This window comes from Natronococcus pandeyae (assembly GCF_008122205.1).
In the GTDB taxonomy this organism is placed as follows: Archaea; Halobacteriota; Halobacteria; order Halobacteriales; family Natrialbaceae; genus Natronococcus; species Natronococcus pandeyae.
Map to the genome: position 1 here is coordinate 421,638 of NZ_PHNJ01000002.1, position 22,246 is coordinate 443,883.

At 65.9% G+C, this 22,246-nt stretch carries 24 protein-coding genes and 1 tRNA gene; 10 read left to right on the top strand and 15 right to left on the bottom strand.

Annotation, left to right across the window (positions count from 1 at the left end; translation table 11 throughout):
• The first annotated feature begins 111 nt into the window (after positions 1 to 111).
• Positions 112 to 480, top strand: a complete 369-nt coding sequence (locus CV102_RS05635) for a group I truncated hemoglobin (protein WP_148856911.1) — start codon at positions 112 to 114, stop codon at positions 478 to 480.
• A 5-nt stretch (positions 481 to 485) separates the two neighbouring features.
• Here CV102_RS05635 and CV102_RS05640 read toward each other — a convergent pair whose 3' ends face one another.
• Together CV102_RS05640 and hemL are read right to left on the bottom strand one after the other, a co-directional pair.
• The gene (locus tag CV102_RS05640) at positions 486 to 1,172 is read right to left on the bottom strand and encodes a hypothetical protein (RefSeq protein WP_148856912.1); all 687 of its coding nucleotides are present in this window, start codon (positions 1,170 to 1,172) and stop codon (positions 486 to 488) included.
• Positions 1,173 to 1,261: 89 nt separating this feature from the next.
• Positions 1,262 to 2,608, bottom strand: a complete 1,347-nt coding sequence (gene hemL / locus CV102_RS05645) for a glutamate-1-semialdehyde 2,1-aminomutase (protein ID WP_148856913.1) — start codon at positions 2,606 to 2,608, stop codon at positions 1,262 to 1,264.
• Positions 2,609 to 2,714: 106 nt separating this feature from the next.
• Between hemL and CV102_RS05650 the strand changes: the two genes are divergently transcribed.
• Positions 2,715 to 3,650: a DMT family transporter gene (locus CV102_RS05650; RefSeq protein ID WP_148856914.1), complete on the top strand. Its 936-nt coding sequence runs from the start codon at positions 2,715 to 2,717 to the stop codon at positions 3,648 to 3,650.
• Between the two features lie 67 nt (positions 3,651 to 3,717).
• Here the strand turns inward: CV102_RS05650 and CV102_RS05655 are convergent, their stop codons facing one another.
• Together CV102_RS05655 and hemB are read right to left on the bottom strand one after the other, a co-directional pair.
• Positions 3,718 to 5,451: an ammonium transporter gene (locus CV102_RS05655; RefSeq protein WP_148856915.1), complete on the bottom strand. Its 1,734-nt coding sequence runs from the start codon at positions 5,449 to 5,451 to the stop codon at positions 3,718 to 3,720.
• A 414-nt stretch (positions 5,452 to 5,865) separates the two neighbouring features.
• Complete coding sequence (gene hemB / locus CV102_RS05660; protein WP_148856916.1) at positions 5,866 to 6,888, bottom strand: porphobilinogen synthase; 1,023 nt, start codon at positions 6,886 to 6,888, stop codon at positions 5,866 to 5,868.
• 341 nt (positions 6,889 to 7,229) lie between these two features.
• Here hemB and CV102_RS05665 point away from each other — a divergent pair, with 341 nt between their 5' ends.
• From CV102_RS05665 to CV102_RS05675, 4 genes are all read left to right on the top strand, one after another.
• The gene (locus tag CV102_RS05665; RefSeq protein ID WP_148856917.1) at positions 7,230 to 8,402 is read left to right on the top strand and encodes an MFS transporter; all 1,173 of its coding nucleotides are present in this window, start codon (positions 7,230 to 7,232) and stop codon (positions 8,400 to 8,402) included.
• Between the two features lie 150 nt (positions 8,403 to 8,552).
• Complete coding sequence (locus tag CV102_RS25760) at positions 8,553 to 8,705, top strand: hypothetical protein (RefSeq protein WP_187432864.1); 153 nt, start codon at positions 8,553 to 8,555, stop codon at positions 8,703 to 8,705.
• Between the two features lie 65 nt (positions 8,706 to 8,770).
• Complete coding sequence (locus tag CV102_RS05670) at positions 8,771 to 9,559, top strand: TrmB family transcriptional regulator (RefSeq protein WP_148856918.1); 789 nt, start codon at positions 8,771 to 8,773, stop codon at positions 9,557 to 9,559.
• Between the two features lie 171 nt (positions 9,560 to 9,730).
• Positions 9,731 to 10,054, top strand: coding sequence for a 4Fe-4S dicluster domain-containing protein (locus CV102_RS05675; RefSeq protein ID WP_148856919.1), 324 nt, complete (start codon positions 9,731 to 9,733; stop codon positions 10,052 to 10,054).
• 24 nt (positions 10,055 to 10,078) lie between these two features.
• On the opposite strand, the gene CV102_RS25765 is transcribed toward CV102_RS05675, so the two are convergent.
• Positions 10,079 to 10,243, bottom strand: a complete 165-nt coding sequence (locus tag CV102_RS25765) for a DUF6757 family protein (protein WP_187432865.1) — start codon at positions 10,241 to 10,243, stop codon at positions 10,079 to 10,081.
• Between the two features lie 59 nt (positions 10,244 to 10,302).
• Positions 10,303 to 11,079, bottom strand: a complete 777-nt coding sequence (locus tag CV102_RS05680; protein WP_148856920.1) for a PHP domain-containing protein — start codon at positions 11,077 to 11,079, stop codon at positions 10,303 to 10,305.
• A 323-nt stretch (positions 11,080 to 11,402) separates the two neighbouring features.
• Here CV102_RS05680 and CV102_RS05685 point away from each other — a divergent pair, with 323 nt between their 5' ends.
• Positions 11,403 to 11,690, top strand: a complete 288-nt coding sequence (locus CV102_RS05685) for a DUF5789 family protein (protein WP_148856921.1) — start codon at positions 11,403 to 11,405, stop codon at positions 11,688 to 11,690.
• Between the two features lie 312 nt (positions 11,691 to 12,002).
• Here the strand turns inward: CV102_RS05685 and CV102_RS05690 are convergent, their stop codons facing one another.
• Positions 12,003 to 13,010 carry a DUF5784 family protein gene (locus tag CV102_RS05690; RefSeq protein WP_148856922.1) on the bottom strand — a complete coding sequence of 336 codons (1,008 nt, stop codon included), beginning with the start codon at positions 13,008 to 13,010 and terminating at the stop codon, positions 12,003 to 12,005.
• A 180-nt stretch (positions 13,011 to 13,190) separates the two neighbouring features.
• Here CV102_RS05690 and CV102_RS05695 point away from each other — a divergent pair, with 180 nt between their 5' ends.
• The gene (locus CV102_RS05695; protein ID WP_222863685.1) at positions 13,191 to 13,364 is read left to right on the top strand and encodes a DUF5786 family protein; all 174 of its coding nucleotides are present in this window, start codon (positions 13,191 to 13,193) and stop codon (positions 13,362 to 13,364) included.
• Between the two features lie 20 nt (positions 13,365 to 13,384).
• Here the strand turns inward: CV102_RS05695 and CV102_RS05700 are convergent, their stop codons facing one another.
• The 3 genes from CV102_RS05700 to CV102_RS05710 all read right to left on the bottom strand — a co-directional run bounded on the left by CV102_RS05700 (position 13,385) and on the right by CV102_RS05710 (position 16,101).
• The gene (locus CV102_RS05700) at positions 13,385 to 14,092 is read right to left on the bottom strand and encodes a DUF7530 family protein (RefSeq protein ID WP_148856924.1); all 708 of its coding nucleotides are present in this window, start codon (positions 14,090 to 14,092) and stop codon (positions 13,385 to 13,387) included.
• Positions 14,092 to 15,045: an NAD(P)H-binding protein gene (locus CV102_RS05705; protein WP_148856925.1), complete on the bottom strand. Its 954-nt coding sequence runs from the start codon at positions 15,043 to 15,045 to the stop codon at positions 14,092 to 14,094. Before CV102_RS05705 ends, CV102_RS05700 begins: the two co-directional genes overlap by 1 nt.
• Positions 15,046 to 15,117: 72 nt before the next feature.
• Entirely contained in the window at positions 15,118 to 16,101 is a 984-nt protein-coding gene (locus CV102_RS05710) for a YkgJ family cysteine cluster protein (protein ID WP_148856926.1), read from the bottom strand.
• 80 nt (positions 16,102 to 16,181) lie between these two features.
• Here CV102_RS05710 and CV102_RS05715 point away from each other — a divergent pair, with 80 nt between their 5' ends.
• On the top strand, positions 16,182 to 16,427 hold the full coding sequence (locus CV102_RS05715; protein WP_148856927.1) for a DUF7561 family protein: 246 nt from the start codon (positions 16,182 to 16,184) through the stop codon (positions 16,425 to 16,427).
• A 93-nt stretch (positions 16,428 to 16,520) separates the two neighbouring features.
• Here the strand turns inward: CV102_RS05715 and CV102_RS05720 are convergent.
• Positions 16,521 to 16,608, bottom strand: a tRNA-OTHER gene (locus CV102_RS05720).
• Between the two features lie 200 nt (positions 16,609 to 16,808).
• Between CV102_RS05720 and CV102_RS05725 the strand changes: the two genes are divergently transcribed.
• Entirely contained in the window at positions 16,809 to 18,647 is a 1,839-nt protein-coding gene (locus CV102_RS05725; protein WP_148857113.1) for a helicase C-terminal domain-containing protein, read from the top strand.
• A gap of 90 nt (positions 18,648 to 18,737) precedes the next feature.
• Here the strand turns inward: CV102_RS05725 and CV102_RS05730 are convergent, their stop codons facing one another.
• From CV102_RS05730 to CV102_RS05745, 4 genes are all read right to left on the bottom strand, one after another.
• Complete coding sequence (locus CV102_RS05730; RefSeq protein ID WP_148856928.1) at positions 18,738 to 19,544, bottom strand: helix-turn-helix transcriptional regulator; 807 nt, start codon at positions 19,542 to 19,544, stop codon at positions 18,738 to 18,740.
• 124 nt (positions 19,545 to 19,668) lie between these two features.
• A complete protein-coding gene (locus CV102_RS05735) occupies positions 19,669 to 19,767 on the bottom strand; it encodes a surface glycoprotein (protein WP_148856929.1) in 99 nt (32 codons plus the stop codon).
• A 41-nt stretch (positions 19,768 to 19,808) separates the two neighbouring features.
• Positions 19,809 to 21,047 (bottom strand): class I SAM-dependent methyltransferase, encoded by a 1,239-nt coding sequence (locus CV102_RS05740; RefSeq protein ID WP_148856930.1) that lies wholly within the window; start codon positions 21,045 to 21,047, stop codon positions 19,809 to 19,811.
• Entirely contained in the window at positions 21,040 to 22,173 is a 1,134-nt protein-coding gene (locus tag CV102_RS05745; RefSeq protein WP_148856931.1) for a 60S ribosomal export protein NMD3, read from the bottom strand. Before CV102_RS05745 ends, CV102_RS05740 begins: the two co-directional genes overlap by 8 nt.
• Positions 22,174 to 22,246: the final 73 nt, after the last annotated feature.

Genomic DNA, 22,246 nt, shown 5'->3' on the forward strand with positions numbered 1-22,246 from the left:
GGGGTATGAAAAGCGCACGCTTGTCCCGCCCGACTGTCAGCGCCCCGACGTTGGCTCTCGACACATGTTCGGGACCGTGTTTATCTACACGGGACCGGTACGAAGACCTGAATGAGTGATACGCTGTACGATCGGCTGGGCGGCCAGGACGCGATCGCCGCCGTCGTCGACCGGTTCTACGAACGGATGCTCGAGGACGACCGGGTCGCACACTTCTTCGAGGATATCGATATGCAACGCCAGGTCGCCCACCAGACCCAGTTCCTGAGTGCGGTCACCGGCGGCCCGGTCGATTACACGGGTGAGAACATGGAAGCAGCACACACGCACCTCGACATCAGTCGGGCGGAGTTCGCCGTCGTCGCGACCCACCTCGAGGAGACGCTCGAGGAGTTCGAGGTCGACGCGCACGACCGCGAGGCGGTGCTCTCGGAGGTCGCGAGCTACGAGGACGCGATCGTGACCGCCGCGGCGGACTGACGCGCTCAGGGGACGCCGAGCGCTCGCCGTCGCCGGAGGAGGTAGTAGCCCGCGAGCATCGGCTGGAGTGGCGGGACGAACAGACTCAGGAACGCGAACCCCAGGTAGAGTCCGGGGTTCGGTCGCCACGAGTCGGCTCTCGTGCAGACGTAGGCGGCGTCCTGGTGGATCGCGACGGGGAACGCGCCGAACGAGATCGCACCGGCCAGTCCGACCGCAGTCGTCAGCAGCCGCGGGAGAGAGAAGACGACGGCGATCACCGCCGCGACGGTTCCGATCAGCGTCGCCGCGAGGGAGACCGCGACGACGAGCCACCAGCCAGACCACGCCGGCGGCGTCCCGAAGCGCCGATGCCGGCGGAACAGGTAGACGACGCCCGCGACCGGTGCCCAGAGCAGCGCGAAGATAGCGTTGAACAACGGGTTCGGTTGCCAGTGACCGCTCGCCTGCGGGCGCCGTCGGACCCGTCGGGCGTCGAGAAAGAGCGCGGCTGCCAGCCCCAGCGACAGGAACGTGTACCCGAAGGAACTGAACAGGACCAGTCCCCACTGGAGGCCCGGTACGCCGGGCTCGACGTCCTGGAGGATACCGACGATCCCGACGCCGATCACCGGCGGGAAGAGGTAGAGCAACCGCTCGGCGACCCGGGCCCAGTCGATCTCGTCCGTCGCCGACGATAGCTCGAGCGCCATCACTCGGCGTCCGTGATCGACCGGCAGCGGCCCGTCGTCTCGCTCACCGTCCGGCCGTCGTCATCGGTTTCCGGCATCGGGTCGCGCGACTACAGCGCCTCCTTGTACGCCTCGAGGGTCTCCTCGACGTCTTCCTCGGTGTGGCCGTAGCTGACGAACTGGCACTCGAACTGGTTCTGCGAGAGGAAGATCCCCTGCTCTTTCATCTGGCCCCAGAAGATGCGCCGCCAGCGATCCGTCTCGGCGGCTTTCACGTCGGCCGCGTTCTTCGGGCAGTAGTCGTAGCGCGGGCAGGTCGGGTTCTGTCGGCAGCCGGACGAGCACTGCTCCTCGAGGGAGTCCGGACCCGGACCCTCGCGCGTGAAAATGACCTTGAACATGCTGTCCGTGCCGGCGACGGTGTAGCTGGGCGCCTGGTCGGCGACGATGTCAGTCAGGCCGCTTCGGAGTCGGTCCCCCAATCCGTTGACGTGGTCGTAGACGTCGTTCTCGGCGGCGAACTGCAGCGTCTCGAGGCCGGCCGCCATCGTCACGGGGTGGCCGGAGAAGGTGCCGGCCTGGAAGACGTCGCCGGAGGGGGCGAACTGTTCGATGATCTCGGCGCGGCCGCCGATCGCACCGACGGGGAAGCCGCCGCCGACGATCTTGCCGAACGTCGTCAGGTCGGGCGTGATCCCGAACTCGCTCTGGGCGCAGCCCAGGCCGCCGACGCGGAAGCCGGTGATGACCTCGTCGAAGACCAGAAGTGAGCCGTGCTCGTCGGTGATCTCGCGGAGGAACTCGTGGTAGCCCTCCTCCGGGTGGACGATGCCGTAGTTACCCAGGATCGGCTCCGTGAGGACGGCCGCGATGTCGTCGCCGTGTTTCTCGAAGACCTCGCGCACCGCGTCCTCGTCGTTGAACGGCACCGGCAGCGTGTGCTCGGAGAACGACTGCGGGATGCCCGCCGAGGACGGTTTGGGGTTCTCGGCGTCGCCCTCGACCAGCGTCGACTCCTGAGCGCCGTGGTAGCCGCCCTGCATGACGACGATCTTGTTCCGACCGGTGTAGCCGCGCGCGAGTCGGACGGCGGAGGTGGTCGCTTCGGTGCCCGAGTTGACGAACCGGATCTTCTCGACGCTCGGGACGTGCCGGACGACGAACTCCGCCAGGTCGACCTCGATCTCGGTCGGGGTGCCGTATATCGGGCCCTCGCTCGCCTTCTGCTGAATCGATGCTCGAACCTGTTCGGGAAGGTCGTGGCCCAGAAGCAGCGGCCCCAGTCCCATCACCCAGTCGACGTAGCGGTTACCGTCGGCGTCGATGACGTGGCCGCCGTCGCCCTTCTGGACGAAAAAGGGATAGGGCTCGATCGCCGCACGAACCGCCGAGTTGACGCCGCCGGGCATCACCGACAGCGCCCGATCGTACAGGTCGCGTGAGTGCTCGTCGTTCATGCACGAGCCTTTGCGATCGGAGGGGAAAGTAGTACCGAGGTTCGATCGCCGTCCGGGGATCAGTACGGTTAAACAGCTGCTTTATCGACTCGCTGAATACTGCCAAATGCGCTATCGAACCCCGTTCCTGTTTCTGCTCGTCGCCGCCATCTGGGGCTCGACGTTTCCGGCCGTCCGGGCCGGCGTCGAAGTCGTGCCACCGGTCCTGTTCGCGGCGCTTCGCTTCGACGCCGTCGCGATCCTCGTACTCGGCTACGCCGCCGTTCGCGGCTATCGAATTCGGCCCCGTCGGAACGAGTGGGCCGGGATTCTCGCCGGCGGCGTGCTCCTGATCGCGCTCCACCACGCGCTGCTGTTCGCCGGCCAGCAGTACGTCACGAGCGCCGTCGCCGCGGTCGTCGTCGCGACGGTCCCGATCATCACCGCGGCGCTCTCGCGGCTCCTCCTCCCGACTACCGACCTCGGCATCGTCGGCGTGATCGGCCTCGGTCTCGGTTTCCTCGGGACGGCCATCGTGGCCAACCCCGATCCGGCGGCGCTGTATACGGCCGAATCGCTCGGCGTCCTCCTGGTCCTCGGCGCCGCCATCGCGTTCGCGTACGGGGCGGTCGTCATCCAGCGAACTCGGACCTCGCTTCCGGTCGCCTCCCTCCAGGGGTGGATGATGGTCGTCGGTGCGCCGATCCTGCACGTCGCGAGCATATCGCTCGGCGAACCGCAGTCGGTCGAGTGGACGCCGGCCGCGGCGCTCGCGTTCGTCTACCTCGTCCCGATCGCCGGCGGACTCGGCTACCTGCTGTACTTCGATCTGCTCGATCGACTCGGCTCGGTCGAACTCAACCTCGTCTCGTACCTCCTGCCAGTGTTCGCCGCGCTCGTCGGGTGGATAGCGCTGGGCGAGGCCCTCGAGTCGACGACCGTCGCCGGGTTCGTCGTCGTCGCGATCGGCTTCGCGCTGGTCAAGCGACGCGCGCTGGCGCGACTCGTCGACGGCCGGACTCGTGGGGCATCGAGAGTGACCGGAGACGACGACCAGCGATAAGAAGTGGAGGACCGCAGCGAGGACCGAAGGACCGCAGCGAGGACCGTTCTCGAGCCAGTTCGTCTCGTTAGACCGCGTCGGTGTCCGTCTTCCCGGTACGGATCTGAACGGCGCGCTCGACGGGCGTGACGAAGATCTTCCCGTCGCCGGGTTCGCCGGTGTTCGCGCCCTTCCGAATCGCGTCGACGACCTCGTCGGCGGGGATGTCGGCGACGACGCATTCGATCTTGACCTTCTGGTGGAGGTCGACCGTGTACTCCTCGCCGCGCCACTGTCCCTTCTTCGCGGGTTGTGAGCCGCGGCCGGAGACGTTCGTGACGGTCAGCGACGGGGCACCGGCTTCCGCCAGGGCCTTCTTGACCGCGCCGAGGCGGTCGGGGCGGACGATCGCGGTGACCATCTTGATCTGTCCGTCGTTGGGTTCTCCGCCATCTGCGCGGATCACGTCGTCGCTAACGGCGCGTCCCCCGTCGGCGGCGAGATCCGGTTTGCCGAACTCGGGGTAGGTGTCGACGCCGTGTTCGGCGACGTCCAGCCCGTCGCGCTCGTGTTCGGGGGTCACGCGGGCCTGTCCAACCGCTCTGAACGCGCCCCAGATGGCTGCGGTCGCGAGCACCGTCCAGACGGTGATGACCGCGACGCCGATGAACTGTGGGGCGAACGCGCTGGCTTCGATCGAGAGGATTCCGCCGGCGACGAGTCCGCCACCGATCGCGGTTCCCTCGATCGACCAGAGCGGGTAGATGAGCAGCCCGAGCATCCCCGCGCTCCCGTGGACGGGGAAGACGGCACAGACGTCGTCGATCTTGAGCCGCTGTTCGACAAACTTGAAGACGATCGGGAGCTGTGCGCCGGCGATGAAGCCGATCGCGATTGCACCCATCGGCGTGATGAGGTCCGTCGGACCGGTGACGCCGACGAGGCCGGCGAGCATTCCGTTGGCGACGTACAGCGTGTCGACCTTGCCGTTCATCACCAGCGAGACCGTGGACGCGCCGAGCGCGCCGAGGCCCATGCCCAGGGCGGTGACCATCGCGACGCTCCCGACGTAATCGAAGTCGGCCAGTTCGAACGTCTCGGGGTTGATGACCGTCGCGGCCGTGCCGACGTTGAATCCGAACCAGCCGAAACAGAGGATCAAGGTTCCCAGCACGGCGAACGTCATCGAGTGGCCGGGAATGATGTTGATACTGCCGTCCTCGTTGTACTTGTCTATCCGGGAGCCGAGGATCCAGGCGGCGGTGAGGCCGGCGATACCGCCGACGCCGTGGACGACCATCCCGCCCGCGAAGTCGGCGAACCCGAGGCTCGCCAGAATCGGCTCGCCGCCGGGAGCGTACCAGACCATCGCCGCGACGACCGGGTAGATGACCGCGGCGAGCAGGAACGTGTACGTGACGTACGCGCGAAGCTTCGCGCGGCCCGCCACTGCACCGGAAACGATCGTGGCGGCGGTCATCGCGAACACCGCGCTGAACAACCACATCGCCCAGTCGAACGATCCCTCGCCGAACATCGTCAGCGGCGTGGACTCGCCGCCGCCGAGGACCGCACCCACGTTGTTCGAGATCCCCATCCCGATCACGAAGAAGACGAAGATGCCGATCGCCCAGGTCAGCATGTTCTTCGTTAGCTGGTTCGCGACGTTCTTCGAGCGAACCTGTCCCGCCTCGAGCATCGCGAACCCGGCGTGCATGAAGAAGATCAGGAACGTCACCGTCAGCGCCCACATCAGGTTCATTCCCGTCGCGAGCTGTTCGAGGTCGGCGGCGGTGACTTCGAGGACGGTCGTCTCTACCATTCCGTCTTCACCTCAGTTCCCGAACCGCTGTTCGACATCCGTAGACGAACGCCCACTATTCCTCCGACAGCCTGCGTGTTTGTATTCGAATTCACGTCTACGGCTGATGGAGGTGGAGAATATAAGGGTTAGCGTTGACAATCGGTTGTTTTCCATTCTGTAATAGGGCTATCCGTCCATATCTAGAGGTAATTTAATCCATATAAGGGTGTCTGGAGTGGAAGATTCATCGTTGTATCGAATAATACTATGTCGTTTGTAAACCGAACCGCAGTCGTTCCGTCGGCATTCCGTACCGAATGCGCCTCGAACGGGCTTCTCGAGACTCGCGCGCGGTTAAAATTGCCGCAGTCCGGCTCCCGTTCTCCCCGGAGTGGACGTTCGTCCGAATCTCTCCCCGGCGCTCGCCTCGCGTCAGTTCCGAGCGGAGAGTCGTTCCGCGACGTCCTCGGCGAAGTACGTCAGGATCAGATCCGCACCTGCACGCTTGATCGACAGCAGCGACTCGAGAGCGACCGCCTCGAGGTCGAGCCACCCCTTTTGGCTCGCCGCGTGGAGCATCGCGTACTCGCCGGAGACGTTGTAGGCGGCGACGGGGTGATCGAACTCCCGTCGAATCTCGCTGACGATGTCGAGGTACGGCAGGGCGGGTTTGACCATCAGGACGTCGGCACCCTGCTCGGCGTCGAGACGGACCTCCCGCATCGCTTCACGAGCGTTCGCGGGATCCATCTGGTAGTGGCGCCGGTTGCCGAACGACGGCGCCCCGTCGGCGGCGTCGCGGAACGGCCCGTAGAAGGCGCTCTCGTACTTCGCGGCGTAGCTCATGATCGGGACGTGCTCGAACCCGTCGCGGTCCAGCGCCTCCCTGATCGCCGCGACCATCCCGTCCATCATGCCGCTCGGCGCGACCATGTCTGCGCCCGCTTCGGCGTGGGAGATCGCGATCCGCTCGAGACTCTCGAGCGTCGCGTCGTTGTCGACGGTCTGGATCGGGTCGCAAGCGGGGCCGCTCTCCGCGACGTCCTCGCCGTGAAGTTCCTCTTCCAGCGGACCGCAGTGGCCGTGTTCGGTGTACTCACAGAGACAGACGTCGGTAATGACGTAGGCGTCGGTCTCGTCGGTGATCAGCCGCGTCGCCTCCTGGACGACCCCTTCGTCGGCCCAGGCGCGGGTTCCCTCGGAATCTTTCGACTCGGGGATCCCGAACAGCATGACGGCCTCGACGCCGGTCTCGAGCACTTCCTCGACGCGGGCGACGCTCTCGCCGATCGGCACCCGCTCGTGGCCGGGCATCGACTCGATCGGCTGGCGCTCGTCGGTCGTCGCGTCGACGAACACCGGGGCGATGAAGTCCGAGGGCTCGAGGCTCGTCTCGCTGACGAGCCCGCGAACCCGGTCCTGTCGGAGCCGTCGAGGACGGTGGGTGAGGTCCATACTATGCGTATTCGAGGCCGGTCGCAAAAGCACCACGCTCGCAGGCTGACGGAGTCCGTCGTCGTCCGGGGCCACGTCGCCGGCACACAGCCAAGCCACGTCCTGGCTCGCGAGTTCACGAATTTTCTCGCCGTCGAATACTGCTGAACGCGGCGGACGCGGCGAACACGCCGATCCTGATGTTCGTTAGCCGCGTGACGAGCGCGAGGAGATCGTCGGTGAAGCGACGATCGTTCCGGGTCACGATGCGGTCCGGGCTGCCGGTATCAACGCTCTCATACGGCCCCACTGGTGACGGTTAGGTGGTCACTCGTACCGACCGCAGGTGATGGTTCACGACGATGCGCTGGCGATATCAGGAGACGGTTCTCGCGCTGTGTACGCTCGCGTTCTTCGCGACGATGGCCGGCCGGCTGGCGATCAGTCCGGTCGTCGGACAGATCACCGCGGAGTTCGACGTCTCCAACTCGGTGATCGGTGTCGCACTGACGGGAATGTGGATGGCCTACTTCGCCTCGCAGTACCCGAGTGGCATCCTCGCGGACCGGTTCGGTGAACGCCCCGTCATCCTCGTCGCCGTCGGCGGAACGGCGGTCGCGTGTCTGTTCCTCGCGCTCGCGCCGGCGTTCGCCGTCTTCGTGGTCGGAACGATCCTCCTCGGCGCCGTCGCCGGCCTCCACTACAGCGTGGCGACGACGCTGCTGACCCGGACCTACGACGAGATCGGCGCGGCGATCGGGGTCCACAACAGCGGCGGCCCCGCGGCCGGCCTGATCGCGCCGCCCATCGCGGCCTGGGTCGGCGTCCGCTACGGCTGGCGGCCCGCCGTCGCGATCGCGGTGCCGATCGCGATCCTGATCTTCGTGCTGTTTACCTGGCGCATCGACCCTACGGAACCGCGCCGGCCCAGCCAGCCGATGGGTGATCGGGTCGACCTCGAGGCCATCCTCGAGTTGCTCTCGCGGCCGCAGATCGCCTTCCCGGTCGCGCTCGCGATCGGCGGGGCGTTCGTCTGGCAGGCGACCTCCTCGTTCCTGCCGCTGTTTCTCATGGAACACCGCGGGCAGTCGGAGGAACTCGCTGGCCTGGTCTTCGGCGGCTATTTCGTCGTGCAGGCGACGACCCAGGTCGGCGTCGGCGCGGTCTCCGATCGGTACGGGCGGGACTTCGCGACTGCGAGCTGTATGATCCTCGCGTCGATCGGGTTCGTCCTGCTGGTCACCGTTTCCGGCACGGCCGCCCTTCTGGCAGCGGTCGTGTTGCTCGGGACCGGCCTCGGCTGGGGTGCAGCGCTGCTTCCGCGATTTATGGACGTCCTCTCCGACGCCGAGCGCGGCGCCGGGTTCGGCCTCATTCGAACGGTCTACGGCTTCATCGGTGCGCTGGGATCGGTCGTCACCGGAGCGCTGGCGGACGTCTTCGGCTGGGGCGTCGCGTTTATGATCCTGGCAGGACTGCTCGCGCTGGTCTTCTGTGCGCTCGTCGTCAACAGGGTCCTCTCACTCGGATACTGAGCAGCGATCGCGTTCCGATACTGGGCGGTAACCGCGTTCACGTCGACGGATCTCGACGTGCCGACGCTGTTGTTACTCTCGGAGTAACAGCACGTGTGTCCCTGTTGTATTCACAAATCGCATAAATACCGGTATAGACTACTGCCAATCATGTCCAGTGAGACTCGACAGAAAGCGGCGGCGTGCTGTACCGACTGTGGTCAGGCGCTTGCTGTCTGGGTGTCGCCGTCGGGTGAGATGAATCCGATCGGGAGCGCGGCGGGCTGTCCCTGTGGCGGAACGAGCTTCCGGATGCTGGAGTAGCGACACCGATTCGAGACGGTCTCCGAAACGGCTGGCTTTTACTCGGGAGGCCCCGTGGTCACAGTATGTCCAAAACTGAGGAGGCAGTCTCCGCGCTGGCAGAACTCGGGCTCACGGAGTACGAAGCCCGCTGTTTCGTCGCGCTGACGAAGATCTCGACGGGGACGGCAAAGGAGATCAGTCAGGTCTCGGACATTCCTCGATCGCGGGTCTACGACACGATCGAGCGACTCGAGCGAAAGGGGCTGGTCGACGTCCAGCAGTCCGATCCTCGCGAGTACCGAGCCACCGAGATCGAGACGGCCTGTCGGCGCATTCGCGAGGATTACGACTCGCGGATCAACACGGCGGAGAACGCGCTCCACCAGATCGAGGCGCCCGAGTCCACGGAGGACGAGGGCGTCTGGTCGATTTCGAGCACCGACCACGTCACCGACCGTATCGTCACCTTCCTCGATCTCGCCGAGGAGTCGATCCATTACATTCTCGCGAACGACGAGGTGCTCACGGACGACATCCGCGCCGGGCTGCGTGAGGCTACTGGCCGCGGCGTCGACGTCGTTCTCGAGGTACCGACCGACGAACACCGTGAGGAGTTCCAGAAGGAGATTCCGGAGGCGACCGTCTTCGTCGCACCGGACCTCGAGACGACGAACGCCGTCTACTCGGAGTGGCCAGCCCAGCTCCTGCTCGTCGACCACGAGTCGGTCGTCGCGGCCGCGACGAAAAACAGCGATCTTCCGGACGTCGTCCAGGAGACGGCGATCTGGACGTACGGACACGATCACGGCTTTGCCGTCTGGATTCGCGAGTTGCTCGACGACCGGCGTGCCTTCCGGGATCGAGACGAGTGAGTTTCGGATGCGATAGCTCGTCGTTTCTCTCCTCGTGATACGGCTCGGCGGTACAGTCTCGAGGAACTCGGGTCCGCCCCGCCCGTCGAATTTCGTCGCTTCCGGATCCCGGGCCTCCGAGAAACCGGTACATACTTTTAAGTGTTCACCACACGTTTGCAACTGTTAGCAATGGCCATAGATCCACAGTTCACCGAAAACCGGGAGAAAGTCGACGAGCACAACGGTCACGCCGTCTGGGGGCCCGTCGACGAACCCGAGGAACTCGGTATCCACGGCACACACGTCGCAGTCGACTTCGATCTCTGTATCGCCGACGGTGCCTGTCTCGAGGACTGTCCCGTCGACGTCTTCGAGTGGGTCGACACGCCGGGTCACCCCGAGAGCGAAAAGAAGGCAGATCCCGCAAAGGAAGCGCAGTGTATCGATTGTATGCTTTGTGTCGACGTCTGTCCGGTCGATGCGATCGACGTCGACGCCGGACGAACCGCCTGAGGGCGACGAAATCCGGGACCGCGACTATTCGGCGCGGTCGACGTCCACTTGTTCCTTGAGCGTCTCGAGTCCGTCGGCTTCGGCGAGCTCCTGCAACCGCTCTCGGAAGTGTTCCTCGCAAAGACCGACCTTGAGCCCGTCGGAATCGGCGGCGAAGGCGGCCTCACGGTCGCAGTAGTGACAGTTCATGTACGCGTCTATGGGCCACGATGCATTGAACCCTCCGCTATCGGCTGTCTTCACCTTGGTTAGTTGTCAATCTCCAGCCGTCGATAGGCCTCTCGAGAGATCCCTGCGACGCCGAGCGTGTCGTCGTGAGCGTCGCTGCCACCGGTTTCGAGCAGGTCGTAGCGCTCGATCGCACGCTCGACCGGACGGCGATCGACCTCGCGACCGTAGGGGTAGTGTAACTCGACGGCGTCGAGATCGGCCGTCAGTTCGAGCGCACGCTCGGAGTCGCGATATCGCAGGGGGTGAGCCAACGAGACGAGTCCCCCCGCCTCGGCGAGCACCTGCCGTCCGCGTTCGAACGACGGGATGTCTCGCGGAACGAAGCAGGGATCACCGTTGCCGATGAGGCTGTCGAACGCGCCCTCGTAGTCGTAGTCAGCGTCGGGATGGGCGGCGATCGCTCGTGCGACGTGTGGCCGGCCGAAACCGTCGTCGACCGTCACGCCGAGATCGATCCCGAGCCGATCCTCGACGCAGTCGACGATGGCCTGTCCGCGCTCGATGCGGTTCCCCTGGATCCGTTCGGTCACCGCCTCGAGGTCAGCCGTCGGTTCGATCCCGTACCCGAGCAGGTCGACGCGCTGTCCGCGTTCGGTCTCGACCCGGAGTTCGATACCGTGAACGATCGTCACATCGTCGCGTTCGATCACCGGTTCGTCGAACGGCTGTCGGCGGTCGTGATCGGTGAGCGCGACGACGTCCACGCCGGCGCGGCGGGCGGCTTCGGGGACGTCTGCCCGCTCCAGCGCGCCGTCGGACCGCGTCGTGTGGACGTGCAGATCGGCGTAGGGCATGCCTTATTCGTGCCAGCGCGGGGTGGTAAACGCACTGTTCTCGCCGTCTCGCACTCGAGTCGGGGGGCTCGCTGCGCGCTCGCTGCGCTCGCGTGCTTGCGTCGCCCGCCGTCCCCGAGCGGCCCAGCCCCTTTCAGTCCCACCCCGCGGTGGCTGGCCGGGCAGCCGACTCAGGTGGGACTTTCGTGGTGGTCTCACCGGACGCTGCTCACTCACAGTAGTATCTGAACTCGGCTCCGTTCTAGGTGTATAAGGTGTAGGGGAGTGCTAGTAATCGATTATGGAAAATGTTTATAATCATCGTTCACACAAGATCTGGTGTAATGTTGCTCAACGGCACCGGCGAGGTCATCGACGACCACGAGTATCCCGCGACCACCGAGGAACTGATCGCAGATTACGGCGACCGGACCCTCGAACTCCCGAACGGGTCCGAGACGGTCGAGGAAGTACTCGCCCGCCTCGAGTCCGAGACCTTCGCTAATCCGGAAGAGGCGCGGTTCGCCGTCTACTGTGCAGTGAGTAACAAGGCGGTCGGCCGCGTCGGCTACAGCGACCGCGACCCGACGCCGCCGGGCAGCCCGTACTCACCGGAGAGCGTCTCGTTCTAGAGACGAAGTTTTTCAACTGGGTCCTCGGCTCCCTTCGGTCGCTTCGAACCCAGCCAAAAAACTTCGATGAAAACAACGGGAGAGCTTGCTCTCCCGAGCTGCCCGAAAACGCTGCGCGTTTTCGGCATCACGAAACGGCTCTGCCGTTTCGAACGACCTCGTTCGTTCCGCCGGAACTCACAGAGAAACACCGAGCGCGCCGACGGCGCGCTCGGTACTTCCGTGGGCCCCTGAGAAGAACCAGCGATGTACAGAGCGGGTGCTACAGGGTATTCGTGGTGATGAAGCTTACCTCGGCGAGAGCGTACTCGGTCAGTCGACGAACTCGAGTGCGTCGTCCAACTCGAGCGGTACCGATCCCTTCGTGTAGCCCTCGATGCGTCCGTCCGGTCGGGCGCGGTAGACGACTGCCGGGCGGTGGCGGACGTCGGGCTGTTCGCCGCGAACGGCTGCCCAGGCGTCGTCGCGGAAACTCGAGCAGTCGACGAACAGCACGGCGCCGCCGCCGTGCTCGGCGAGTTGGCCGTTGGTCTTCGTCTCCGCGGTATCTCGGACCGCAGCGACCGGGCCCGCCGCGGCGCGGTTTGCCGGCGGCTGGGGTCGCGTCACCTCGACGAGTACGTTCGTCTCCTCGTCCTCGGCCCGGTAGTCGAGCGAGTGACCGGTCGTCACCTCGATTTCGGGCGTGACCTCGTAGCCGGCGTCGGTGAGGAGTTTCGCGGCGATGAACTCACCCAGCGCGGCGCTCATCCGCACGCGGTCGACGTGGTCGCTGGTGCCGAGCTTTCCGGCCATGATCGGCCGGTACTCGTCGAACACGCCCGTCTCGAGAAAGTCTTCGAAGTAGCGCGTCGTCTCCCGACGGCCGGCGTCGGGGAAGCCGGCCGCGTGCTCGCGGAAGAACGCGCGCGTCGACTCGCGACCGTCCTTGGACATAAAGACGGGGAGGAAGAACCACGAGAGGTGCGGGTAGTCGGCGAGCCAGGGGTCCTCCTCGTGCAGCGTCGCGAGAAGCTCTCGCTGCGCCCACCGAGTGATATGGTAGGGGACTTCCTGCCAGCCGAACTTGTCGGTTCGCCACAGCGACGAGGGCGTCTCCGTGTTTCCTAACCAGTAGGCTTCGTCGCCGTTGCGGGCGAAAAGCGCGATATCGCCGTTTTGCATCTCGAAGCGGTGCGTCTCCCAGTCGGCGCCGATCTCGAACCGCGGCGTGACGGCTCGAGCCCCGATATTCGACCGGAGCGGTTGCAAAATCTTCTGTCGAACTCGTTGCTCGCTCCAGTGTTCTGGCGAGTAACGAAAGCGAAGCGGCCGTGCCACGCCTCACGATACGGGACGCGGGTGCATATACTGTTCGCTGTCTCGATCCCCTGCCCGTCGCCGAACTCGGTCGACGACCCGTCTCTCGTTTCCGGTGATCGATTTCTCTTCAGCGGAACCGGAGGTGTGAGGGACCGTTACATTGATATGCGTCAGCTTCCTACTATGTGTGTACTTGCCATGTCAATGGGTGCCTATGACGAAGACGAACACGAGCGGCGCGAAGAGCAAGCCTCGAGGGTGGACGCCGATTTCGACGACGAGCGGACCATCTATCACGGCAAAGTGGAGTACGACTCCGGAGATTCCGCGGAGGAACTCCTGAGCAAGTTCGAGGAGATCAAATCGAACTAGTGACGCTCCGCCGAGCCGGGCTATTTTCCCTGTGAGCGCCACTGGACCAGCACCGAGAGCGTCGCGACGGTGACGACAGCGAGGACGTGGCCGACGAGTACCCCGACCAGAATCGGGTGACCGAGCACGAACGGGACGAACAGGAGCTGGAGAGCAGCGAACACCACGTTGAGGCCGTCCGCACGAGCGTACGCGCGGGTCGTCTCGGCACCGAACTCGTAGGCCACTGCTCGCCAGAGCCCGGCGACGGTCGCCCACCAGCAGGTGCCGATCCGGTAGACGACGTCCCAGAGGATGAGCAGCGCCAGTGCAACCGCGAGGGCCGGCGGCTCCGGCCCGAGAAACTCGGTCAGCAGTGACTGCTCGCTCGTCTGCGGGTCGGTGACGAACAGGTACGTGACCAGCAGGACGAACGCGACGACGCCGAGGACGACCTCGATGCTCGAGCCGAACAGCACGCGCCGGTACCCCTCCGGTGGCCGAAGCCCGCGGACGGTTTGGCTGTATCGGAGCATGAGCCAGCTGCCGCCCGCCGCGACGACGACGGCGACCGTCCCCGGGACGAACGCGTCCCACAGGCCGTACGCGGCTGCCACCGCGACGAGTGCCGCCTCGAACGCGACGAACTGAACGGCGATCGCGACTCGATCCGAGAGCTCGATTCCCGGTAGCGCGCCGACGATGCTCTCGTAGACCCACGTCTCGCCGTACTCTGGTGTCCCTGTCATTACTCGGGGTTTCGGCTTTCCTCCGGCAGCACGCCCGCGAACGCCCGGTCGTCTCTCGCCGGATCTTCGTCGAGTGCCCGACGCACCGCGGTCTCGAACGGCGTCAACTCGAGGCCGACGAGTCGCTGCAGACGGTCGTCGTCGACGACGACGGCGTTTTGCATTCCCTGGATCAGCGGGTGGGCCACGCTCGCCGGGACGTCGGTCACGAGGTCGACCCAGTACGCCGACAGCTGTGGCGTCAACACCGGAACTGGGACGATGAGCGGTTCCCGTCCGGTCGCGATCGTCGCTGTCGTCGTCAGCATCTCTCTGTACGTGAGGACGTCCGGGCCGCCGATTTCGTAGATTTCACCGGAAGTGTCGGCTCGCTCCAGGACGGCGAGCAGGTACGCGATCACGTCGTCGATGGCGATCGGCTGACAGTCGACGTGAACCCATCGTGGGGTCACCATCACCGGGAGGCGCGTCGCGAGCTGGTGGACGAGCCGGAAGCTCGCGCTGTCGGCTCCGATGATGATCGCTGCCCGAAGGACGGTTACGTCCGCGCTTCCCTCGCCCAGCACCGATTCGACCGTGCGACGTGAGGCCAGATGGTCCGACAGCTCGTCCCCGTCGTGGCCGAGGCCGCTGAGATAGATGATTCGGTCGAGTCCGGCCTCGGTCGCCGCCCGTTCGAAGTTTCGCGCGGCGCGGCGATCCCGTTCGACGAAGTCGTCGTTGTCGCGCATCGTGTGGATCAGGTAGTACGCGACGTCGACGTCGGCGAGCGCCTCCTCGAGGCTCCCCTCCTCGAGGACGTCTCCCTCGGCGACGGCGACCCCGTCGTCGGGCGGGTCGTAGCTGCCGACGTCCCTGACCAGGACCGTCACCTCGTGGTCGGTGTTCGCTCGGAGAGTACCGACGAGGCGGCTTCCGACGAATCCGGCCGCACCCGTCACGAGCACGTTCATACAGTCGATACGGACGAGCAGTGCTTAACGGGTTGTGTTGCAGCGACCCTCCCCGATCGACGTCGTCGGACGCTACTCGAGTGCGTCCCAGCCGGGGGTTTCCGGTGCGCCCCGATCCTCTTCGACTCCCTCCGCGATCGACGGCGAAGGAACCGTTTCGTCCGCTTCGGCTCGACACTGGTGCCAGTCGTCGATCGCAGGACCGACCCACTCGGCGTCTTCGCCAGTCGCCGAGTCGTCGGTGGCCGCGTCGTCTTTCCCCTCGAGCGTCTCGAGTGCACGCTCGTACCCCCACTCGTAGTGGGGCGGCGAGGTCGCGAACGTGCCCGGACTCGAGGCGGCGGCGACGGCGAGACACTCTGCGCGATCGGCCGGCGTGAGTTCGTCCCGTGCGAGTCGGCCGACGACCCCCTCGAGGTCGTCGGGACGGGGATGACAGAAGAGCTTCGCTCCGAGCGCCTGGGGGCCGAGCAGCAGTCCCTCGGGGTCGTCGTGACGGTCGTCGAGCAGGCGCTCGTCACCGAACTGTGACTCGACGCGCTCGCACTCGGTCTCCTGCTCGAGCGCGAGGTTGTGCTCGGGGTAGGCGCCGCACTCGTCCGGGAACTGTTCGTGCTCGTGGATCCGACACTGCAGCGTCGTCGGATCGAGGAAGACGCAGGTCGGGAGCCACGTCGGCTCCTCGCGGCCGAACGGCGCGACGGGTTTCGGCGGCTTCCGAAGCCCGACGAAAAAGACTGGACGACCGGCGACCGCGGCGACGTGGTGGCCGCCGACCTCGACGCCCTCGCGCTCGTCGTCGACCTGCCAGAACCGCGGCGTCAGCGCCGCAGCCGTGCCGCTTTCGAGGTAGGTCCGAACCTCGTCGCGGGTGAGCGCGACGAAGTTGTAGCTGCCGCCGAGAGGGACGCGCCCGGCTGTCGCTCGCTCGTGCTCGTTCTCGATCGACGCCGACCGGGCGGCTCCGCGCCCGCTCACGTTGCGTCCCTCGTCGGACTCGAGCAGCGGTCGCCAGTCGAGACAACAGCCGGCACAGCCCCGACAGTTCACCTCCATGAGCAGGGGTATCACGGTAGGCCGTATAACGACTGGGTCACGGGGGAACGACTTTCTACGTTCGGAACCGATATTCGCGTATGGCACGGGACTCCTGCGACGGCTGCGGACGACCGGTCTCGGTCGCCGGCGGCATCGCGAACCTCTGGACGTTTGGCGAGGACGACGGCAGTGAGGGGTCCGCGATGATGCTCGAATTCGAGGACGGGTCGGATCACCTGCTGTGCTATCCGTGTATCGCGGCCCTCCCCGACGAACCGACCGCCGAGGACGTCGCGCGACTGGAACAGATCGACGAGGAATCGTCACGACTCGGTCCGGTGTAAAAAGCAGCGTCGGAGAGACAGGGGAAGTTGCGTGAAAGCGTGTGACACACCACTGACACCACGTTTGCAACCACGATGGGACGACGCTGTGAGCGGAAGGGGTGGGATTTGAACGCCACGAGGCACGAAGGCCGCCGCGGGCCGAGGGCACCGCGGTGCTCTACCGCTGAGCGACCCTTCCGCACTCGAATCCGATGGGAGATTCCGTATTTGTAATCGGCCGGCTACCCGGCCGTATCCGCTCCCTACGTCCCGATAGGGGGTGATTTCTCGAGTCGGAACTCGCTCAGTCGCGCTCGAGAGCGGCGGGTCCGGCGCCGGCGCTGCACGGCGCGAAACGGTTCGCAGCCTTTAGGACGCGGCCGGTCCGTGAGTCGAACGGTGAACACCGAGCGGATCTTCGAGTCCTTCCCCGCGCCGAGCTATCGCGGGACCCAGAAGCAGGCCCTCCGCGACATCCGCGACGCGTTCGCGGCCGGCAACGACGTCGTCCTGGTACGCGCGCCGACCGGGAGCGGCAAGTCCCTGCTCGCGCGGGCCGTCGCCGGCTGTGCACGGACGGTCGAGGAGGCGGAGCCGAGCGAGGCGTCCGGGGCCTACTACACGACGCCGCAGGTCTCGCAGTTGGACGACGTCGCGTCGGACGACCTGCTCGCCGATCTAAACGTTATCCGCGGGAAGTCGAACTACAGCTGTATCCTGCCGGACGAACGGAACACGCCGGTCAACCAGGCGCCCTGCGTCCGCGAGCGAGGATACGATTGCTCGGTCAAACATCGCTGTCCGTACTTCTCCGACCGCGCGATCGCGTCGAACCGGGAGATCGCGGCGATGACGCTCGCGTACTTCATGCAGACCGCCGGCAGCGAAGTCTTTCGCCAGCGGGACGTCGTCGTCGTCGACGAGGCTCACGGTCTCGCCGAGTGGGCGGAGATGTACGCGACGATTCAACTGGGACCGCGGACGGTGCCGTTCTGGGACGACCTTCGCGTCCCGGAGGTCGAGGGCCTAGACCGGGCGGCGCGCTACGCCGAGAACGTCGCCCAGATCTGCACTCGCCGGAAGGACGAACTGCTCTCACAGGAGTCGCTCACGCCCCGCGAGGTCCGCCAGCGCGACCGTCTCCAGGAACTGATCGGCGAACTCGACTGGTTCGTCTCCGACTACCGGGATCCCCAGAGCGCGACGACGTGGCTGGTCGACCAGTCCGAACCGCGCTCCGGCGAAAGCGACGGCGACGCCGATGTTGATACCGATGCGGACGACGAACCCCAGGGCGGGCCGCTCACGATCAAGCCGATGGATCCGGAACGGTACCTCAGACACACCGTCTGGGATCGCGGCAACAAGTTCGCGCTGCTCTCGGCGACGATTCTCAACAAGGACGCGTTCTGCCGACAGGTGGGGCTCGATCCCGGGAAGGTCGCACTGGTCGACGTCGAACACACGTTCCCGGTCGAAAACCGCCCGCTGTACGACGTCACGCAGGGGAAGATGACCTACGAGCAGCGCGACGAGACGACGCCGAAGATCGCCCGAACGATCGTTCGACTCATGCAGAAACACCCCGACGAGAAGGGGCTGGTTCACGCTCACTCCTACGACATCCAGGAGCGTCTCGCCGACCTCCTCCGGGACTTCGGCGTCGGCGACCGGATCCGGATCCACGACCGCGACGGCCGCGACGCCGCCCTCGAGGAGTGGAAAGCCAGCGACGGGTCCGACGTCTTCCTCTCGGTCAAGATGGAGGAAGCGCTCGATCTGAAGGGTGATCTCTGTCGGTGGCAGGTGCTCTGTAAGGCACCCTTCCTCAACACCGGCGACTCGCGCGTTGCCCACCGTCTCGAGGAGGGTCAGTGGGCGTGGTACTACCGGACCGCCCTCCGAACCGTGATCCAGGCCTGCGGCCGGGTCGTCCGCGCGCCCGACGACTACGGCGCGACGTATCTGGCGGACTCGAGTCTCGTCGACCTCTTCGATCGCGCCCGGACGGATATGCCGGACTGGTTCGCGGCGCAGGTCGACCGAATGGACCGACCGGAACTGCCGGCGTTCGATCCCGGAGCTGCCCTCGGCAACTCGGCGGCAGAGTCACAGGGGTCGTCCGGATCGGCGACCGGTCGAGGGGGGACCCGCGGTAACTCGTCCTCGAGAGGCGGGCGTTCCCGGCGGTCGTCCCGCTCGAGCCCGCTGGCCGACGTCTGGGAGACGGACGGCTGAGGATCGCTTCCCGGCTGCTCGGCTGGTGAGACTCGACAGTAAACTAGCTACGTTCTGAAACACGTTTTCCGAAGCAGTCGGCGCCTCGGGTCAGTCCGGCTGCGGGACTGCGTCGAGAGTGGGCTGTTGTGCCTCGTCGCGGTACTCCCGGTATCGATCCGCCGCCCACGCTCGGAGCCGCTCGTCGGTGCTCTCGATCGTCGCGACGAGCTGTCCGCCGTCGTTGTACACGCCCAAAAAGACCGCCGAGTCGATGAGCGTGATCCCGACTGACGGACTTTCGCGTGCGACGTACAGCTCGTAGTTCGGAAGCGAGACCGACGATCGAAGCGTATCCGGATACTGTTCAGCGATCGTTCGGTAGGTCGGCTCGTCGATGACGAGTTCGGCCGGCGTCCCTTGCTCGAGGACCGGCGCGTGAACGGCGATGAACTGGCGACTGATGACCGGCGCCACGCCGCGCAGACGCTCGGGATCGGCGGCCTCGAGCCGATCGGCGTACCACTCCAGCGGCTGGTGTGGGTTCGACTCCGACACGGTCGACAGCTCCGCCGTCCGGAACCACTCGATCTCGAGGTCGTCGACGCCCGTGTCGATGCGGGCGAGAAACGGTTCGACGCGCTCGAGCGTCCGAAACTGCGTCTGGGCGTTCCGGTAGGCCTCGAGCGCGAGCGCGCCGACAGCGGTGGCGGCGTACCCGCCGTCGGTGCGCTCGACCCAGTTTCGCTCGACCAGGTCGGTCAGTGTTCGGTGGACGGTCGTTCGGGAGACGTTGGTCGCGTCGACGAGGGCCGCAGGACTGGTCGGCCCGTCGCACACCTGCTCGAGGACGGCGACGCGGGTCGGGGATCCCGAGAGGTAACGGATACCGCGCTCCGACTCCGGAACGGCTGTCATTGAACTGTCTCTTTGGAGCAATCGAAGTAAATCGTTTCGTTTGTCGAGTGTCGGGAGACGACGGTGCTCGCAGCCGAGCGGTTGCTCGTCGCGCTCTCCGGATCCGGATTGGGGGCCGGACGAATTAGAAGATGTGGAGTGCGCCCCAGGCGATCATCGACGTCACCATGAGAAACGCGAAGAGAACCGCGATGATCTGATTCTTGTCCATGCGCGAAACCACTCACTCCGAGAACATGAATGTCACGACCCACGGGCCGCGAGCTACTCGAATCGGGCGTCGACGACGACGTGTGCCACGCCCGCGCTGTGGCTCTTGACGCGACGACGGTCGCGGATCTCGAGGTCGCGTCCGGCCGCGTCGGCCGCCGCCTCGAGGCGCGCTCTCGGTCGCTCCCAGAGCCGCGACTCCGGCGTCGCCTCGTGGTAGTGGATCTCGCCGCCGGGAACGAGGGCCTCGAGCGCGTCGTCGAGGAACTCGTGTGCCTCGTCGGTTCTGGTGCCGACCCCGTGGTCGCCGTCTCGACCGTCGGAGCGGCCGTAGTAGCCCATGACGACCCGGTCGACTGCCAGTTCGCTCGCGAGGTCCCGGCAGTCGGTCATGTAGGCGTCGACCCGGTCGCCGACGTCGTTCAACACGGTGTTCTCGACCAGGTAGCGGAACGCGGTCGGATTCAGTTCGGTCGCCGTCACCTGCGCGCCGGCGCGGGCCATCGGGAGGGTGAAGTAGCCGATACCGGCGAACATGTCGAACACGCGCTCCCCGGCCGTGACGGTCTCACCCATCCGGGCCCGTTCGGCCTGGTTGCCTGGCGAGAACATCACCGCCGCGGGATCGAGACCGTACCGCGTCCCGTGTTCCGTGTGGATCGTCTCGGTATCGCTCTCCCCCGCGAGCAGTCGCGTCCGCGGCTCGCGATAGGTGCCGGCCTCGCCGTCGTTCGCGATCCCCTCGTCGGCCAGCACGCTCTCGGCGTCGCCGTGTAACTCGAGCAGCGCCTCGGCCAGCGCGCCCTCGTCCGGGCAGTCCTCCGGAACCGTCACGAGGACGACCGAGCCGATCACGGCCCACGAGCCCGGCGCAGTTTCGAGGTCCGCCTCGTTCCAGCCCCGTTCTTCGAGCAGGTCCTCGAGGTCGCGGGTTCGCGGCTCGGGATCGATCTGTCTGACGACCTCGAGCACCGCCGTCTCCGTCGGCGGCTCGGTCACTGGCAACGCGATCCTGTCGGGGTCGTCCTCGCTGACGCCACGCTCACGGGTCGCGGTGCTCACGGGGCGTTGTTCCCCGTTCGCGTCACCGATGCGCTCCCCGTCGTGCATCGCACCGCTCACACCTCGCACTCGCCTCGAGTCGTCGTAGACGCCCTCGGCTCGCAGGGACTCGATGGCCGTCTCCGTCCGGGACTTCTCGACGACTGCGGCGAGTGGCGTGTCGGATCGCTCGAGGACGTCGTCGACGGCTGTATCGAACCCGTCCCCGCCCCCGTTCCCGCCGTCACTCATCGTCTTCGGGAAGGATGTGGATGCCGGCGCGGCTCTTCAGGACGGGCACCGTCTCGGCGTCGGGATCGAAGTAGTCCGGGCGGGCGACGGTCTTGGCCTGGTAAGTCTCGGGGTCGAGCACCTGGACGGCGTTCTCGTCCTCGACGGTGACGACCGTCGTCTCGACGGCATCGTCACGGTCGCCGAGCCTGCGGGCGTCGGGCGCGTTGCCCTCCTCGTAGCCCGCCTCGTAGCGCTCACCGGTCGTCAGGCGGGTTCCCTTCAGGTTGCCGCGGGCGCTGCGGACGAGGACGGGACCGCCCTCGTCGTCCTCGAGGTCGATAATGTCCCCCGGAATGTACGGCGGGAGGCGGACGGCGAAGGTCACCCGGTAGACTTCGTTCCCGTCCTCGTCCTCGGTGACCAGGGTCTCGGCGTCGTTGACGCTCCCGCCGAACTCCTCGATCATTTTGTTCGAGATTTTCTTGCCGATCTTGTTGGTCGAAATCTTGATGTTCAGTCCGTCGTCCGTCTCGCTCATCTCGGTGACGAAGGCGTTGCGGTCGCCGGTCGCCTCCATGTCGGCGACGACCGTGTTCGCGATCTCCTTCGCTCGCTCGATCTCCTCGTTCGTCGGGGTCCGATCTTCGGCGCGGATCTGGACGATACTGGCGTAGTAGTCGCCGGCGATCCGACCGCAGCGGGCACAGGTCTGGCGGGCGATCTTGACCGGCACCATCACCTGCTCCTCGACGGGCGTCTCGCGAACGACGCCCGTAAAGTAGGCGTGCATCCGAATCGTGTTCTCGTCGATCTGTTCGGGTTCGACCTGCCAGGCGACGTCCTCGACGTCGACGTGGACCGCGAGCGCCTCGCTCACCTCCTCGATGGCGATGTCCGTGTAGTCCTTCGCGCCGACGTCGACCCACCGCTTTCCACGGTGGACGGCGCCACACCGGGCACAGACCTGCACGTCGATCCGGTCCGGCGCGTCGACGAAGTCGAAGTCGTCGAAGTAACAGCTGTCACAGAGTTCGACCTCCGTCCCGGGTCGAAGCGGATCGGGTGCCTGCTCGTCCGCGTCGCTCGCCGATCGGTCAGGCACCGGATCCCCACACCGGGGACAGAACGCACGCGACTCACTCATTGTTCCCGTTTGGGGATTCACGATGTTAAACGACCCGTTCCGACCGACGCCTTCGGAGTAGTGTTCGACGGCG

Bases quoted from the DNA above. Each gene is read 5' to 3' on its own strand.
- CV102_RS05635 (WP_148856911.1), top strand. From the start codon at position 112: ATGAGTGATACGCTGTACGATCGGCTGGGCGGCCAGGACGCGATCGCC.
- CV102_RS05640 (WP_148856912.1), bottom strand. From the start codon at position 1,172: ATGGCGCTCGAGCTATCGTCGGCGACGGACGAGATCGACTGGGCCCGG.
- hemL (WP_148856913.1), bottom strand. From the start codon at position 2,608: ATGAACGACGAGCACTCACGCGACCTGTACGATCGGGCGCTGTCGGTG.
- CV102_RS05650 (WP_148856914.1), top strand. From the start codon at position 2,715: ATGCGCTATCGAACCCCGTTCCTGTTTCTGCTCGTCGCCGCCATCTGG.
- CV102_RS05655 (WP_148856915.1), bottom strand. From the start codon at position 5,451: ATGGTAGAGACGACCGTCCTCGAAGTCACCGCCGCCGACCTCGAACAG.
- hemB (WP_148856916.1), bottom strand. From the start codon at position 6,888: ATGGACCTCACCCACCGTCCTCGACGGCTCCGACAGGACCGGGTTCGC.
- CV102_RS05665 (WP_148856917.1), top strand. From the start codon at position 7,230: ATGCGCTGGCGATATCAGGAGACGGTTCTCGCGCTGTGTACGCTCGCG.
- CV102_RS25760 (WP_187432864.1), top strand. From the start codon at position 8,553: ATGTCCAGTGAGACTCGACAGAAAGCGGCGGCGTGCTGTACCGACTGT.
- CV102_RS05670 (WP_148856918.1), top strand. From the start codon at position 8,771: ATGTCCAAAACTGAGGAGGCAGTCTCCGCGCTGGCAGAACTCGGGCTC.
- CV102_RS05675 (WP_148856919.1), top strand. From the start codon at position 9,731: ATGGCCATAGATCCACAGTTCACCGAAAACCGGGAGAAAGTCGACGAG.
- CV102_RS25765 (WP_187432865.1), bottom strand. From the start codon at position 10,243: ATGAACTGTCACTACTGCGACCGTGAGGCCGCCTTCGCCGCCGATTCC.
- CV102_RS05680 (WP_148856920.1), bottom strand. From the start codon at position 11,079: ATGCCCTACGCCGATCTGCACGTCCACACGACGCGGTCCGACGGCGCG.
- CV102_RS05685 (WP_148856921.1), top strand. From the start codon at position 11,403: ATGTTGCTCAACGGCACCGGCGAGGTCATCGACGACCACGAGTATCCC.
- CV102_RS05695 (WP_222863685.1), top strand. From the start codon at position 13,191: ATGTCAATGGGTGCCTATGACGAAGACGAACACGAGCGGCGCGAAGAG.
- CV102_RS05700 (WP_148856924.1), bottom strand. From the start codon at position 14,092: ATGACAGGGACACCAGAGTACGGCGAGACGTGGGTCTACGAGAGCATC.
- CV102_RS05705 (WP_148856925.1), bottom strand. From the start codon at position 15,045: ATGAACGTGCTCGTGACGGGTGCGGCCGGATTCGTCGGAAGCCGCCTC.
- CV102_RS05710 (WP_148856926.1), bottom strand. From the start codon at position 16,101: ATGGAGGTGAACTGTCGGGGCTGTGCCGGCTGTTGTCTCGACTGGCGA.
- CV102_RS05715 (WP_148856927.1), top strand. From the start codon at position 16,182: ATGGCACGGGACTCCTGCGACGGCTGCGGACGACCGGTCTCGGTCGCC.
- CV102_RS05730 (WP_148856928.1), bottom strand. From the start codon at position 19,544: ATGACAGCCGTTCCGGAGTCGGAGCGCGGTATCCGTTACCTCTCGGGA.
- CV102_RS05740 (WP_148856930.1), bottom strand. From the start codon at position 21,047: ATGAGTGACGGCGGGAACGGGGGCGGGGACGGGTTCGATACAGCCGTC.
- CV102_RS05745 (WP_148856931.1), bottom strand. From the start codon at position 22,173: ATGAGTGAGTCGCGTGCGTTCTGTCCCCGGTGTGGGGATCCGGTGCCT.